Consider the following 14,271-nt stretch of genomic DNA (forward strand, 5'->3'; position numbering starts at 1 on the left):
ACCTGCGTCAGGCCTGCCCACCCGGAGAAAGGCCACCCGGCGCTATTCGCCGGACTGCTTGAAAATGAACGGATACGTGACGACCACCACGCCGCCGCCCTTCGGCTCGGGGAACTTCCAGGTGCGAACGCGTCCGGCCACGCACGTCTCCAACTCCGCGTTGGCCGCCGTGGACTGCGCCACCGACGACGAGGCGACCGAGCCATTCCCCGCGATGACGAACTTCACCGCCACCTTGCCGCCCAGCTTCGGGAAGCGGTTGAGGAGGCTCTCGAAGCAATAGCGGATCTGTCCGCGGTTGCGATGGATGACCTGGCGGATGAGCTCCTTGTCCAGCGAGCCCATGACCTCCGGGTCGGACGAGGTGATGCCCACGTCGACGCTCTGCTTGCCGCCCAGCACGCCCACGCCGCTGCCGTAGGTGCCGGTGCCGCCGCCACGGCCCTTGGTGCCAATGCCGCCAATGCCGATGGTGTCACCCGTGCCGCCGCCGCCGCCGCTCGTGCCGCGCAGGCCCATGCCACCGAAGCCGCCGGAGTTGCCCGCCTTGGCGCCGAACATGTTGCCCATGGCGCTCTTCAGGTCGCCGCCCAGGCCGCTCTTGCCGAACACCGTGGAGATGCCGCCCTTGCCGCCGCCGAAGATCTTCGCCGTCAGCGCGCGCGCCTCGTCCTTCTTGTTCGGGTCACCCTTGGGCGCGGTGCGATTGTTGGTCTTGGGCGCGTCCTTCTTGCCCATCTGACCTTCGTCGCCGCTCTTCTTCGCCGCCATCTCCCCGCTCTTCTTCTGCTCCTTCTGCTGGTTGAGGCGCTCGAGGAACTTGTTCTTCTGCGCCTCCGGCGGCTTGATGATGAGCTTGGCGATACGGGCGTTGTCCGCCGACAGCTCGTCCGCGTATTCGTCCCCCGCGACAGTGCGGTTCATCGCGGTGATGACGAACGCCGTCGCGATGAAGAACAGCACCAGGAAGATGTTGAGCGCGGTGTAGTCCATGGACTCGCCCAGCGGCACCACGACGCGCTTGGGCACGGGCTGGAAGGCCACCTCGAGCGTCACGCCGCCCAGGTCCACCCAGATGAAGTCCTCAGCGTCCAGCGTGAGCGAGTACGCCTCGCCCTCATGCGAGGCCTTGCCGGACTCGATGACGGCCTTCAGGTCCAGCGTCTCGCCCTTGCGGGTGAGCTCGCCCTTCATCTTCGCGGTGAAGCGAATGGTGAAGGACTGACCGTCCGAACGAACCACGTCGAACCTCGGGGCGCCCAGGCGGGCGTCCCCCATGACGAAGTCCACGCCCGCGGCGCTGCCGACGACGAAGGCCCCCTTCCTGCCGGGAGCCAGGAAGAACTCACCCACGCGCTGGTCACCCCACGCGAAGCGCAGGCCCACGCCCAACGGACCGCTGGACTTCGTACGGCGAACCCTCCGCACGCGCGGCGCGGCTTCCTCCGGCGCTGCCTCGACGGGGGCTGGAGCGGGCGCGACGGGAGCGGCCACCGGGTTCTGCTGGGTGGCGGCGAAGGACGGGTCGATGGCACCCGCGGCCGGAGCGGCCACCGCGGCCTGCGCCGGCCCTCGGCCGGCGCCGGCGCGGCGATGACCGGATTCTTCTCCGTCACCACCTCCGAGCTGGCCGCCGCGGCCGCCAGGTTCACCGCGGCCACCGCGGCCGGGTTCTCCAGACGAATGGTGGTGCCACCCACGCGGATTTCATCACCGAAGGAGAGGAGCCCCTTGGTGACGCGCTTGCCGTTGACGTACGTGCCCTCGACGCTGCCCATGTCGATGATGGACATGGTGCCGTCGCTGGCGACCTCGATGACGGAGTGGATGCGGCTGACCTTCTCGTCCTCCAGGCACAGGTGCGCCGAGGAGAGACGGCCAATCTTGATGATGTCGCGCTCGTAGTCCTTGGAGGCGACCAGCGAGTCGCCCTTGAAGACCTTGAGTGTCAGAGGAACGGCCATGGGGGCTCCAACGTAAAGTGGGTACGGCGTCAGACAACGCGCGCGGCGGTGGGTTCCCGCCGCGTTGTGGCGCTGGCTACAGCTCGCCCACGGACTGCATCACCTTGTCCTCGAAGTCCTCGCGGATGCGGATGAGGTTCGAGTGCTTCACCCGCTCACGCGCATCGATGTACTCGCCATCCGGCTTCGTGAGGTCGCCCTCGATGGTGTCGTCCTCGAAGTCGATGTTGGTCGTCTTGGAGTAGCGCACATTGCCCTCCCCTGGACCACCCGGGTTGGAGCCCTCGTCCTGGGCCAGGGCGGGCGTCACCGCGAGCACCGCACACAGCATCAACGCCTTACGCATCACTGCCTCCCGGAAGGGACCCGAAGGCCCCTTCGCACACCGAATCCCCGGATGAGGGGGAAACACAAGGTTCGCATCATCCCCCGTGCCCCCGCCACAGCGAAGGCACTCGGGGGCGTCCCAACTTTCACAGCAGGTCGTCTTCCGGCTCCCCGGGTTCCGCCGAGCCTGCATTCTTCTGGTCGGAGTTTCCGTTCGCGGGGGCGGGCGCTGGCGGCGTGCTGCCGCTGGCGGGGGTGACCTGCGGCGCGGGGCCCGTGCCGGAGGCCGGCGTCGCGGCGGTGGTGGGCGGGTTCGCCGCCCCGGCCGCCTTCTCCGCGGCCTGCATCTGGGCCTGCTGCTGCTTCTGCAGCTCCTCCATCTGCTTCGCCTGCTCCTCGGCGAACTTGGCCTCGCGCTTCGCGTTGACGACGACCTCCACCTCGCGCAGCAGGGCGAACACGGGGGCCTCGGCGGGCAGCGCCACCTCACCGCCGGCCATGGCGATGTACTTGCGGTACAGCTCCGAGGCGCGCTCAGGCGCGTCCTTCACCTTGTGGAGGATGATGGCGCGGTTGAGGTTCACGGCCGCCAGCTCGGGGTCGAGCTTCTCCGCCTCGTCGTACTCCTGCATGGCCTTGTCGAACTGGCCCATGCCCTTGTAGGCGACGCCCAGGTCCAGGTGCGCGGCGGCGTTCTTCCCGTCCGCCTGGAGGATGCGGCGCAGGTGCTGCTCGGCGGCGGGGTAGTTCTCCGCGGCCAGGGCCAGCTGCGCCAGCTCCACGTGCGACGGCACGTAGTCCTCGCGGACCTCCAGCGCCTTCTTGAAGGACAGGCGCGCGTCATCCACGTCCCCTTCCTGCAGGAGGATGAGGCCCACGGCGTGGTGGAGCTCCGGGTCCGCCGCGTCCAGCTTCACGCCGCGCAGGGCCACCAGCTTCGCCATGGCGAGCTGCTTGCGATCCAGGTAGCTGCGGATCATCACCTTCAGCGCGGTGGTGGACTGCGGGTCGCGCATCAGCGCGGCGCGCGTCAGGTCCATGGCCTTGGTGTGGTCCCCCTGCTGCCGGAAGATCTCCGCCAGCCGCGCGCGGGACTGCGCGTCATCCGGGTAGCGCTGGAGCACCTCCTGGTACAGCGCCACCGCGCCGGCGACGTTGCCCGCGTTCTGCTCCATCACCGCCAGGTTCTCAGAGGCCTGACGCAGCGAGGGCTTCTTCGTGAGCGCCGTCTTGTAGTGGTTGCGCGCCTCGGTCAGCTTGCCCTGGCGCTCGGCGAGCACGCCCAGGTTGTAGTCGGCCTCGGCGAGGTTCCCGTCCGCCTCCAGGGCGGACTGGAACTTCCGCTCCAGCGACGGGTAGTCGATGGCCTTGGCCTTCTTCTGCGTGTCGAACGCCTTCAGCGCGTCCTCGAAGCGGGCCTTGGCCGTGTTGGAGATGGGCTGCACGGCCTCCGTCTTGCCGGCGTTCGGATCCGCCGTCTTGGCCGTGCCGGGGCCGGTGGCCTTGGAGGAAGTACAACCGGCGGCGGCCAGCGAGACAGCCGCCAACAGGGGGAACAGGCGCATGGTGCGGGTCGTCCGGTTCATTAGAGGAAGTCCTCCGGCTCCTCGTCATTCCCGCCCTGCTTCGCGGGAGTGGCGCCGTCGGTGGTGGCCGCCGGGCGGGCGTCCACCTGAGTCTCGGTCTGCGAGCGCAGCTGCGCGGTGAGGTCCGTCAAGTCCTCCTGCAGCGTCTCCGCTCGGGCCTGCTGCGCGTCCGACGCCGCCTTGGGCGCCGGCGGCGGCACGTCCTGGATGGTGGCCAGCAGGTCGCCGCCAATGAGCTGCACGCGGCCCTTCAGCGCCACCTTCTCTTCGGGCATGTCGGGGTAGCGGTCCGGCTGGTACGTGGTGCGCAGCAGCTTCAGGCTCTCCGCGGCGCAATCGTTGTAGACGTCCAGCTCCCGGCTCTTGGCCACCGTGGCGGAGAACGCCTCGGTCGCCTTGTCCTTGAGCGGCTGCGCCTGGTTGGCGAACTCGTCGCGCAGCGCCTGCTCCGACTCCTCGTCCAGGCCGCGCGGCATGGGCGCGTTGATGAGGCGGTCGGCGAAGTGGTCATACGCCAGGCCAATGCGGTGCAGCGCGCAGATGGCGGGCTCGGGCGCGCCCAGCGTCACCGTCTGCACGTACTTCTTCTCCACCACCTGGAGCGCGCGGCTCTTGTCCTGGATGCTCGCCTTGAAGCGGTCCGGCGACGGCGGGACACCCCAGTACAGCTTCAGGCGCCGGTACTCGTTCCAGTCCAGGTCCACCGACAGGAACTGCGCCTGCGCGGCCGTGGCGAGCGCCGGCTTCTCCAGCGAGCCCTGCACGCGGCGGGGCAGCTGGTCGAAGTGCTCGAAGATGCGCTTCTGCATGCGGGCCACATCACGCGTCTTGCCCATCTTCTTGTACAGGTCGACGATGCGGCCCTCGGCGGCCAGGAACCGGCTGGGGGAGCGCATGTTGTCGCGCTCGTATTCCTCCAGCATCTTGATGGCCTTGAACGCAGCGCCGCTCTTGGCCGTCAGGTCGATGATGGAGAGGCGGATTTCGTCGGCGTCCTTCGCGCGCGGCCACAGCGTCAGGTAGTGCTCGCGGTTGCGCAGCGCCGCCTTCACCTGGCCCAGGCCCTCGCGGTAGGTGGCGGCGTTGAAGAGCGCCACCTGCGCCTTGGACTCGTCCCACTTCTGCACCACCGCGGGCTTGTTGTCGTCCGCCGCGCCCCGCTTCTTCTTGCCGCCACCACGCGCCTTGGCGTTGCCCTTCTCACCCAGGCTGCGCTCGTAGCCGCGCACGTAGGCCTCGTACGTCGCCGCCGCGTCCTCGAAGTCGCCAATGGCCTCCAGCGCCTCCGCGTTCGCGTAGATGGAGTCCGGCACGTGCTTGGAGCGCGGGTACTCGGCGAACAGGCGCTTGCGCACCTCGATGGCCTTATCCAGGCGCTTCGCCTTGTAGTAGTCGACGGACGCGTTGTAGAGCGCCAGGTCGGCGATCTCCGTCTGCGGGAAGTCCTTCACGAAGGCGAGGTACGCCTCGGCGGCCTTCTCGAACTCCTTCTTCTCCTCCAGCTGGCTGACGAGCTTGAAGGACGACTGCTCGATGAGCTTCGCCAGGTCGTCGCGGAACTTGCCCACCGCCAGCTTGTCGTTGGCGTAGAAGCGCCGCGCCCACTCGTTCACCTTCGCGTAGTCCTGCAGCAGGTGGTACGAGTCGAGGATGAGGTTGGCGGAGATCTCCGCCGCGCGCTCGCCGTTCTCGAACTTGTACTCGGGGTAGCCGAGCGCGATCTCGCTGAAGCGCAGCACCGCCTCGTCGAAGTGGTTGTGGCGGTAGTAGATGTTGGCCGCCTTGAAGGCGATCTCCACCCGCTTCTCGCCCTTGGGCACGTACTTGAGGTAGCGCTCACACGCGTCGAGCAGCGCCTTCTTCAGCGTGGGGATGGCGGCCTTCTTGGTGATGTCCGAGCCCACCGCCTCGCTCTTGCCCTCGCCCCGCGCCTCGCCCGCCTTGACGACCTCGTCGTAGGCCAGCACCGCGTTGTAGGCGGCGTTCTGCAGCCACTTGCCCGGCTTGCCCGGCTTCGGCTTGCCCTTGTCGTCCTTGGCCTCCAGCACCTTGGCGTCCTGGAGCACGACGAGCGTGTAGTTGGCGGCGGCCTTGTCGAAGTTCTGCAGGTTGTCGTTGAGCAGTTCGGCCCAGAAGAAGCGCAGGTCGTACGCCTTGGGGTTCTCCGGGAAGAGCGTGAGGTAGTCGCTGTACACCGCGTCCGCGTAGCGGAACGTCTCCTCGTTGCGCGTCTTCTTGCCCTCGTTGTGCCAGGTGACGGCGAGGTTGGACAGCGTGCGCTCGGACAGCTCCTTCGCCTCCGCCAGCAGCTTCTTGTCCTTGTCCTCCTTGATGACGCCGGAGCCCTCGACCTCCTTCATGATCTTCACGAGCCGGCGCACCTGGACCACGGTGCGCTCCTTGTTGCCCATGCGGAGGATGCAGTCGACGATGCGGCCCTGGAAGCCAGGCGCCTCGGGGGACAGCGGCTTCTCCTTGATGAGGCCGTTGTAGGTGATGGCCGCCTCGCGGTCCTTGCCATCGCCGTAGTACAGGTTGGCCAGCTGCTTCAGCATCGTGAAGCGATCATCCGGGTTGGTGGCCACCTTGCCGAACTCCGCCCGGGCCTGCGCCACGTCACCCTGGTGCGCGAACGCCCGCACGTAGTCGGCGCGCGCCTCGCGCAGCAGCGAGCTTCGGCCGCCGCCCTTGCCGCCGTCCTTCTCCAGGGCGTTGGCGCCAGCGAGCTCACCGTAGAGCACCACCGTCTTGAACTTGTCCTTGGCCGACTCGAAGTCGCCCATGTTGTAGTGGCACCAGCCCTGCTTGTAGAGGGCGAAGGCGTACACCTGGCTCTCGGGGAACTCGGCGGCCTTCTTGTACGCCGCCAGCGCCTTCTCCAGCTCCGGGCGCTTCCCCTTGGAGTTGTTGAAGTAGTACTCGCCGAAGGCGAAGTAGGCGTCCGGGATGTACTTCGACTGCGGGTGCTTCTCCACCAGGCGCTTGAAGGCCACCAGCGCCTTGCGGTCCTGGCCATCCTCCATGAGGTACTGGCCGAGGAAGAAGAGCACCTCGTCGGTGCGCTCGAACTTCGGGTACTCCTGGACGATCTTCGTGTACTGCTCCACCGCGAGCTTGCCGTACTCCTTCTGCTTCGCGATGAACTCCGCCTTCTCCGCCTTGGCCCGCTGCTGGCCCGCGGCGTCGTTGCGGTTCATGGCCTGGATGAGGTCGTCATCCTTCCGGTTGGCCTCGAAGAAGAAGAACTTGGACTCCTCCCAGTAGAACTCGCCCAGGCGGAACAGGAGGCTGGGGGCCTCCTTCGGATCCGGCGACAGGGAGATGATCTTCTTCAGCGACTGGATCTGCTCGCGCCGCTTGGAGGCCACCTGCAGCTCGACGCCCAGCCGGAACTGGTCGTACTGGAGCGCGGGGGCGACCTCTTCTTTCTTCTTTTCACGGGTGATGTCGCCAGCCAGGGACTTGTCCACCGCGGTGGCGGACTTCCGGCCGAGATCGGCATCGCGCGGGGCTTTCTTCTCCTGGGCGGCGGAGGCCGTGGCCAGGAGGACGAGGCAGACGAGAAGCGAACGGCGCATGGTCTTCCTAGGAGAGGGGCACCGGCGTCCCCAGTTGCTTGCTTGGTAGGCAAGTGTCCGGGAATCTTCGGGAATTTCCATTCGGGGACCCTCACTATGCGCGGTTTCCGCGCGGCGGGTCAACACTGACTGGCCGCCTGCTTTCCTCGGGGAGCGTCGGTTCAAAATCTTCCAGATTCGCTGTGAAAATCGGCGCCCTGGAGTTGCCATGTCGGACCTGCCAGGTATGGGGGAACGGACGGTCGGTTGCCCGGCCTCCCTGCACTGGAGTACGCGTCGGATCATGAGTCTCCTCCCCGAAAGCGCCAGCTTCGAAGAGCTGGTGCAGGACTACTTCCTCGCTGTGCGTGGTGCGGGGCTGATGCTCTCTGCGCTGGACACCGAGCTTTTGACGACCTGGGCCCGGGAAGGCGTTCCCTTCGAGGTGGTGGCGCGCGGCATCTCCCGCTCGGCGGAGAAGGCCCTCTGGGACGCGCGGCCCGGAGAGCCGGTGCTGCGCTCGCTGCGCGCGTGCCGGCGGCAGGTGGAGTCGGAGATCAAGAAGTACCGGGAGCTGGCGGCGGGCGCGGGTGAGGAACCCTCCTCCAGCCCCAAGCGCAAGCGGGCCCGTTCCTGGGAAGAGACGCGGCACGCGCGGCTGTGCGCGGCACTCGAGGACCTGGCGGGGCGGAACGAAGCGCTGTCGCACCGTGTGCGCAACCTGCGCATCACCGTCCTGGCACATGTCCCGGAAGAACCGGCGGCCATGGATGCCCAGGAAGCGCTGGCGTTCCTGCTGGTGCTGCGCGCCCTGCCCTTCCTGGATCGGTGCGCCGTGTGGCGTGAGGCCCTGGCGGCGTCCGCTGAACAACAGGTGATGTCGCCGCGCGCCCGCAAGGTGTCCCGGCGCTTCCGGGTGCTGGCGACGGTGCGCCGGCGGCTGGGCGTGAAGGAGATGTAGGTGGGTGGGACGCCTGACTGCCCGTTCAGTGGACTGACGGCCGAGGAGAGGCTCTGGTATGGCGGTGCGTGAGATGGCTCCAAAGGCGAATGGCGAGGCGTGTGGCGTGTGCGGCGGGCGGACCTATGTCATCGAGCGCCGAGGGGACCAGGCCCAGGCGCGCATCTGCGCGTGCTCCGAGCACTGCTCGGTGTGCGGCGGGCGCGGGCACGTGCTGGTCGAGCGCGAGGGCGAGTTCAGCCAGAAGATGGGCCCCCGGCGCTATGAGGTGATGGAGACGTGCACGTGCACCAAGCTGCGACAGCGCATTGCACGCTTCGATGCGCTGGGGCTGCCTGCCTCAGCAGCGCATGCGACCTTTGAAAACTACCGCGCATCCAAGGAGGAACAGGACAGGGGCCGCAACGTGGCCATGCAGTTCGCCTTCCAGTATGTGCCGGGTGGTTCGTCCAAGGGCTTCATCCTCAGCGGGCCCGTGGGCACCGGGAAGACACACCTCCTGGCGGCGACGCTGGCGCACCTGGCTCTGGAGTTGGGCGTGCGTGGGCGCTACGTCGAAATCTCCCTCCTCTACGCGACCATCCGGCGTGGATTCCAGGAGGGCAAGAGCGGCGGCGAAATCATCGGGCCCCTGTCGGAGGTGGAGGTGCTGGCCATCGACGAGATGGGCAAGGGCCGCGGCAGCCCCTTCGAGATGGAGACGCTCGATGAGCTGATCGCCCGCCGCTACAACGCGGGCCGCACCACGCTGTTCGCGTCGAACTACTCCCTGGAGCCGGAGAAGCGCGCCATCCGAAGCACGGCGCCGACAGGCTACCGCACCACCGAGGACTCACGCAGCGCGGTCCGCGACACGGAGCTGCTCCGAGAGCGCGTGGGTGAGCGCATCTACAGCCGGCTGTGCGAGCTGTGCACATTCGTAGAGTTTCCGAAGGACACGCCGGACCGGCGCCGCACCCGGCAGGAGATGGACGCGCCCATGCACCATGCGACGGGCGGCGGACGCACGCTGGGACGGTAGACACGCGGGACGGCGGTCTGCGCCATCCCGCTCGACGGCCGGCGGAGGCTTCGCGCATCCTGCCCCCATGACTGACGCCATCATCGTCCTCGTCACCGCGCCCACCGCGGACAAGGCCGCCGAGCTGGCCCGCGCGCTGGTGGAAGCGCAGCTCGCCGCGTGCGGCAACATCGTCCCCGGCTTGCGCTCCATCTACCGGTGGGAGGGGAAGGTCCAGGACGAGCCCGAGGTCCTGCTCATCCTCAAGACGCGCGCGGCCCTCTTCGAGCCGCTGCGCGCGCGCATCGTCGAGCTGCATCCCTACGACGTCCCGGAGGTGCTGCGCGTGGACATCGCGGAGGGGCACGCGCCGTACCTTTCCTGGATTCTGGGCAGCACCCGCGCGCCGGACTGAAGTCCTGCTCCCCTGCTCGGCTGACGGGCGCAGCCAGCGCCCCGCCTGCGGCTGGAACAGTGAGGGAGCGGCTCCAGGGAAGGGCTCGTGCGCGGCCTCCGACAGAATACGGCACGGCGAAAGGAGCGTTGTCGGCTCGCCCTCTTCCCCCAGGAGCCGACCCCCATGTCCCGACTGCGCAGTTTGTGCCTCCTCGGACTCGTGTCCGTGGGTGGCGTCGCCTGCTCCAACGGCGCGCAGGCACCTGCTCCAGCGTCCGATTCGAGCCCCCTTCCCAGCTACCCTGGCTCGCGGCGGCCCTCGGCCCCCAACATGCCGACGCCCCCGCCGCGGAACGACAACGACGACGTTTCTGGCCACGACGGCGATGACGAAGACGACACGCCCGTGGTGCAGCAGCCGCCTCCCGTCCCTGCGCCGCAGGCACCGGAGCCGCCCGCCTACACACGGGAGTGGTACGTCAGCCCGTCTGGCAACGACTCGGCGAATGGCTCGCGTGAAAAGCCGCTGCGCACCATCTCCAAGGCCCTGACGCGGGTGGGCCCGGGGGAAATCATCCGCGTCCAGAAGGGCACCTACGCAGAGAAGCTCATCATCGACGCCAGCGCCAAGGCCGGCACCGCCGAGGCCCCCATCACCCTGCTTGGCGAGGGCCTGCCCAAGCTCGTCCCCACTCACAGCGGCTGGTTCATGGCCCACGTGCAGCGTCCCCACTGGCGCATCGAGGGCTTCGAGTTCGACGTCCGGGGTCAGCGCCAGGTCGCCGTGACGTTCTCTGGGAACACCACGGGCACCGTGCTCGCGGGCAACGAGCTGCACCACGGCGCGTTCGGCAGCGGCATCAGCACCGACGCGGGCGCCAACGGCATCACCATCGAGAACAACCACATCCACCACTTCGCGCGAGGCAACGACGACTCGCATGGCGTCGTCATCGCGCCCACGTCGGTGGACATCACTGTGCGGGGCAACGACATCCACGACAACTCGGGCGACTCGGTGCAGTGCCTGGGCCCCGAGGGCTTCAGCAACAACGCCCCGGCGCGCGGCGTCCTCATCGAGGACAACGACATGTACGACAACCGGGAGAACGCGGTGGACCTCAAGACGTGCCACGACGTCGTCGTGCGCGGCAACCGCATGTACGGCTTCGGGAAGTCCACCTCGTCCCGCGGAGAGGCCGTGGTCGTGCACTACTCCGCACGCAACGTCGTCATCGAAGACAACGACATCTCGGACTCCTCGCTGGGCATCGCCGTGGGTGGCAACCGCGTGGGCGCGCCGCCCACCAACATCTCCATCCGCCGTAACCGCATCCACGACTTGAAGACGCCCGAGGGCTCCGGCATCCGCATCGAGAATGGCAGCGACGTGCGCGTGCTGCACAACACCGTGGTGGGAACGGACGGCTTCGCCTTCGTGGTGGGCCACGGCACCGGTGGGCCGTCCACCAACATCGCGGTGCGCAACAACCTGTTCGCCACGCGCAACGCCGTCAGCATGGGCCTGTCCGCTCCCGGCCTCAGCATGACGTCCAACCTCTACCTGGCCGACGCCGCGTTCAACACGGGCATCTTCGTCGCCCCGCAGAGCGGGTGGGTGGGCAGCACGCTCGCCCACTGGCTGTCGAACGGCGTGGAGCTGGACTCGGATGAGAGCGGCGAGCCGCTGGTGGACCTGGACACGCTGATGCCCGGCGAGCGCGCGGTGGACCGGGGCATGGACCTGGGGCTGCCCTACTGCGGCGCCGCGCCGGACATCGGCGCGGTAGAGTCGGACTGCCCCGAGGCCACCGCCGCCGCGCTCATGGAGTAATCGCGCGCACCAGCGAATTGCCGGCGTCCGCCACGTAGAGGCGGCCGTCCGGCCCCACCGTCAGACCGGCCGGGAGGACGAGGTCCGCCGCGTCGCCCGGCCCGTCCGAGTGGCCGTAGCGCCCGCTGCCGGCCAGCGTCGTCACCTTCCGCGCGCTGCCGTCCGCGTTCAGGACGACGCGGCGCACGCGGTAGTTGCCCGGGTCCGACACCGCGAGCGAGCCATCCTTCAGCACCGCGATGCCCAGGTACGGCAGGAACTGGGACGACTCCGGCGCGCCGTCACGGAAGCCCGGCGTCGTGCCCGCCACCACCGACGTGAGGCCGTCGCGGATGCGCACCACCCGGGACATGCCGGACTCGACGACGAACAGCGTGTTCCCATCCGCGCTCACCGCCACGCCCGAGGGCCGGTAGAGCCAGTCACCCTGCAGCGTCGTCACCGGGTGGCCCTCCGCCACCAGGTCGATGCGGCGAATCACGCCGTTGTTCATGTCCGCCACCAGCAACGCGGTGCCATCCGGCGTCACCGCCAGCCCCGTGGGCTGGTTGAAGGCCGCCTGCTTCGCGGGGCCGTCCATCAGGCCCGGCGTCCCGCCCGCGAACACCTCCACCTTCCCTTCCGGGTCGATGCGGCGGATGACGTAGTGGTCCGTGTCGGCCACGTACACGTTGCCCGCGGCGTCCGCGGCGATGCCCATGGGGCCATTGAGGCCGGAGGCCACCGTCTTCACCTCGCCCCCGGCGTCACGCGCTTCACCGTGTTGCCCAGGCCGTCCGCGACCACGAGGCCTCCATCCGGAAGCAGGGCCACCGCGGTGGGCGCCCCCAGCGAGTTGCCCGCCACGGGGACACCGGCGCGGACACGCTTTCCGGGCACGCCCGCCACCGTGCGCACGTCGGCCGCGGAGGGCCCCTGGGGGCTCGACGCGTTCTGCCGCTCGAAGCGCACCAGCGTGTCGGGTACCGGCCGGCCCAGCGCCTTGTAGAGCACGTTCGCGACGATGCGGGCCGCGCGCGGGTCCGCCATGTCCTCGGAGGCCAGCGTGCGCACGAAGTCGATGCCGCCCGCGGAGAAGATGTAGGCGCTGCCCTGCTTGCGCAGCACCATGTGGCCGAAGCCGAAGGCGCCCTGAAGCGACAGCAACGGGGACTCGGCCAGCACCTCCAGGCCCTCCGGCGAGTTGCCGTTGCTCACCAACTGGTCCACTTCGTAGCCGTTGGCCATCCACAGCGTGTCACCGGCCTTCAGCCCCGAGCCCGCCAGTGCCCAGTGCCCCGGGTTGGTGATGACGGCGGGGAAGCCGAACTGGTGCCAGCGGGAGGAGAACTGCACGCCCAGGAGCGCGTTCTCCGGACGGCCCACGACGCGCTCGCGGAACTTCACCGTGCGCTGGGCGCCCGTGTACGGGTCGTTCGCGTGGCCCTTGTAGCAGGCGATGATGCGCCGCGGCCGGCCGTCCTGGGACGGCTCCATCTGCGCCTGCCAGTACGCATTGTTCGCGCCCAGGTTGAGCAGCGACCGGCCTTCCGCCACCGCCCGGTCCGCGTGCTCGCGGATGCGCGGGCTCCAGTACTCGTCGTGGCCCGACATGATGAAGGCCTTGGCGCCGGCCAGGAAGTCGTAGCTGGCGTCCAGGTCCTCGTCGGTGAAGTAGCCCACGTCCAGGTCCTGCGACTCCAGCCACTGAACCAGGCTCAGGTCGTCCGTCAGCAGGTGGCCACTGCCATGGCCCCGATAGTGGGGCCGGTCATAGGACACCCGGAAGGCGCGGCTGACGCCGTGCTCGCGCATCACCCGGTCGCGGTCGTCATAGAGGCTGGTGCCCCCCCAGGTGTTGTAGGCGGCCCAGGTGGCGGTGGGGATGAGGACGGCAACCTCGGCGCGCGGATTCGCGTCGCGCACGAAGAAGGGCACGTACCGCTGGTGGTTGTCCTCACGCACCAGCTTCACCACGTACACGCCGCGCACCCAGTGTTCACCAATGGGTATCTCCAGCGTGGGCGCCCAGCGACAGGCGACGAGGCCCGTGGACCGGTCCGCGGGACAGTCGCCCTGGCGCACGCCGGCCACCGGGCCTCCGCGTGCCAGCTCACGGGCGCCCGTGCCGCCGTAGTGCCCCATCCGGTACACGTACCAGCGGAAGGTCCGGGCCTCGGACACCGACACGGCGACGCGCAGCGTCTCGCCCTGCGTCAGCGTGGCCTTCAGCGCATAGCCTTCGATTTCGCGGCTGTGGGCGTTGCGGGTGATGCGCCACGCCGTGGTCCCCGGGCGGCGGTTCTCCTTGCGCACGGCGTCCGCGTCTCGCGCGGGCAGCTCCACCGGGCCCGCGTCCGGAGGCTCGGGCTGCCCGGTGCCGGCGTCCGGCACACCCGCATCAATGAGGCCCGGATGCGGCTCGCCGTCGCCGCCGTCATAGCCGTCGTTCAGGGGAGGCGTGTCGTGTTTGTCACCCGGTATCACCGGGCGCAAGGCCGCCTCCTCACAGCCAATGCCACCGAACATGAGCGCAAGCCCACACACCCAGCCCGCCCAACGGCCTGCTTGAGCCATCCCGTTCCTCCAAGCCACGGCGCTTCGACCGGAGGGTAGCCACGAACACTCAGGAGGGAAGCGGGTGCCCTCCTGGAGCAATGATTGGGA

At 68.7% G+C, this 14,271-nt stretch carries 9 protein-coding genes and 1 pseudogene; 4 read left to right on the top strand and 6 right to left on the bottom strand.

Annotated elements, in window-relative coordinates:
• Positions 1-42: 42 nt before the first annotated feature.
• From gltG to QEG98_RS26095, 4 genes and pseudogenes are all read right to left on the bottom strand, one after another.
• A pseudogene (gene gltG, locus QEG98_RS26080) lies at positions 43-1,964 on the bottom strand (adventurous gliding motility protein GltG).
• A 76-nt stretch (positions 1,965-2,040) separates the two neighbouring features.
• Positions 2,041-2,310, bottom strand: a complete 270-nt coding sequence (cglF, locus tag QEG98_RS26085) for an adventurous gliding motility protein CglF (RefSeq protein ID WP_020478881.1) — start codon at positions 2,308-2,310, stop codon at positions 2,041-2,043.
• A 127-nt stretch (positions 2,311-2,437) separates the two neighbouring features.
• Positions 2,438-3,877, bottom strand: coding sequence for an adventurous gliding motility TPR repeat lipoprotein GltE (gene gltE, locus QEG98_RS26090; RefSeq protein WP_316563219.1), 1,440 nt, complete (start codon positions 3,875-3,877; stop codon positions 2,438-2,440).
• The gene (locus QEG98_RS26095) at positions 3,877-7,455 is read right to left on the bottom strand and encodes a tetratricopeptide repeat protein (protein ID WP_186817856.1); all 3,579 of its coding nucleotides are present in this window, start codon (positions 7,453-7,455) and stop codon (positions 3,877-3,879) included. The genes gltE and QEG98_RS26095 overlap by 1 nt, the downstream gene beginning before the upstream one ends.
• 283 nt (positions 7,456-7,738) lie before the next feature.
• Here QEG98_RS26095 and QEG98_RS26100 point away from each other — a divergent pair, with 283 nt between their 5' ends.
• The 4 genes from QEG98_RS26100 (at position 7,739) to QEG98_RS26115 (ending at position 11,625) form a co-directional block, all read left to right on the top strand.
• The gene (locus QEG98_RS26100) at positions 7,739-8,395 is read left to right on the top strand and encodes a hypothetical protein (protein ID WP_171443714.1); all 657 of its coding nucleotides are present in this window, start codon (positions 7,739-7,741) and stop codon (positions 8,393-8,395) included.
• Positions 8,396-8,453: 58 nt separating this feature from the next.
• Positions 8,454-9,416: an ATP-binding protein gene (locus QEG98_RS26105; protein ID WP_090493081.1), complete on the top strand. Its 963-nt coding sequence runs from the start codon at positions 8,454-8,456 to the stop codon at positions 9,414-9,416.
• Between the two features lie 67 nt (positions 9,417-9,483).
• Positions 9,484-9,810, top strand: coding sequence for a divalent-cation tolerance protein CutA (gene cutA, locus QEG98_RS26110; protein WP_090493083.1), 327 nt, complete (start codon positions 9,484-9,486; stop codon positions 9,808-9,810).
• A 312-nt stretch (positions 9,811-10,122) separates the two neighbouring features.
• On the top strand, positions 10,123-11,625 hold the full coding sequence (locus tag QEG98_RS26115) for a right-handed parallel beta-helix repeat-containing protein (protein WP_316563220.1): 1,503 nt from the start codon (positions 10,123-10,125) through the stop codon (positions 11,623-11,625).
• Here the strand turns inward: QEG98_RS26115 and QEG98_RS26120 are convergent.
• Both QEG98_RS26120 and QEG98_RS26125 read right to left on the bottom strand, forming a co-directional pair.
• Positions 11,615-12,358, bottom strand: coding sequence for a hypothetical protein (locus QEG98_RS26120; RefSeq protein ID WP_316563221.1), 744 nt, complete (start codon positions 12,356-12,358; stop codon positions 11,615-11,617). The genes QEG98_RS26115 and QEG98_RS26120 overlap by 11 nt on opposite strands.
• Complete coding sequence (locus QEG98_RS26125; RefSeq protein ID WP_316563222.1) at positions 12,355-14,181, bottom strand: N,N-dimethylformamidase beta subunit family domain-containing protein; 1,827 nt, start codon at positions 14,179-14,181, stop codon at positions 12,355-12,357. The genes QEG98_RS26120 and QEG98_RS26125 overlap by 4 nt, the downstream gene beginning before the upstream one ends.
• Between the last annotated feature and the right edge of the window lie 90 nt (positions 14,182-14,271).

Source organism: Myxococcus sp. MxC21-1, assembly GCF_032612255.1.
Lineage (GTDB): Bacteria > Myxococcota > Myxococcia > Myxococcales > Myxococcaceae > Myxococcus > Myxococcus virescens.

Excerpts from the sequence above, each read along its gene's own strand:
- QEG98_RS26125 (WP_316563222.1), bottom strand. The coding sequence starts at position 14,181 with ATGGCTCAAGCAGGCCGTTGGGCGGGCTGGGTGTGTGGGCTTGCGCTC.
- gltE (WP_316563219.1), bottom strand. The coding sequence starts at position 3,877 with ATGAACCGGACGACCCGCACCATGCGCCTGTTCCCCCTGTTGGCGGCT.
- QEG98_RS26115 (WP_316563220.1), top strand. The coding sequence starts at position 10,123 with ATGCCGACGCCCCCGCCGCGGAACGACAACGACGACGTTTCTGGCCAC.
- QEG98_RS26100 (WP_171443714.1), top strand. The coding sequence starts at position 7,739 with ATGAGTCTCCTCCCCGAAAGCGCCAGCTTCGAAGAGCTGGTGCAGGAC.
- QEG98_RS26105 (WP_090493081.1), top strand. The coding sequence starts at position 8,454 with ATGGCGGTGCGTGAGATGGCTCCAAAGGCGAATGGCGAGGCGTGTGGC.
- cutA (WP_090493083.1), top strand. The coding sequence starts at position 9,484 with ATGACTGACGCCATCATCGTCCTCGTCACCGCGCCCACCGCGGACAAG.
- QEG98_RS26095 (WP_186817856.1), bottom strand. The coding sequence starts at position 7,455 with ATGCGCCGTTCGCTTCTCGTCTGCCTCGTCCTCCTGGCCACGGCCTCC.
- cglF (WP_020478881.1), bottom strand. The coding sequence starts at position 2,310 with ATGCGTAAGGCGTTGATGCTGTGTGCGGTGCTCGCGGTGACGCCCGCC.